Here is a 229-nt window from a genome sequence, read left to right as displayed (position 1 = left end):
AGGTCCTTGACCATTTGGTACGGGTTGAGCACGTAGGAACGCATTTGGTCGCCCCAAGATGCCTTGACGTCGCCAGCCAAGGCTTTCTTTTCTGCGTCCTGTTGCTCTTTCTTGACGAGCAGCAATCGGGACTGAAGCACACGCATGGCCGCCGCCCTGTTTTGCAGTTGGGATTTTTCGTTCTGCATCGACACCACAATGCCGGTGGGAATGTGCGTCAAACGTACGG

The 229-nt window shown here is 55.0% G+C and carries 1 protein-coding gene; it reads right to left on the bottom strand.

Annotation, left to right across the window (positions count from 1 at the left end; translation table 11 throughout):
- The coding region (locus SB764_RS45200) for a peptide chain release factor family protein (RefSeq protein ID WP_410867464.1) at nt 1-229 on the bottom strand (229 nt) is incomplete at both ends.

This window comes from Paraburkholderia sp. SIMBA_027 (assembly GCF_046535315.1).
GTDB lineage: Bacteria > Pseudomonadota > Gammaproteobacteria > Burkholderiales > Burkholderiaceae > Paraburkholderia > Paraburkholderia tropica.
The sequence above is the reverse complement of the archived record's forward strand: the minus strand, read 5'-3'. Positions and strand labels throughout refer to the sequence as shown.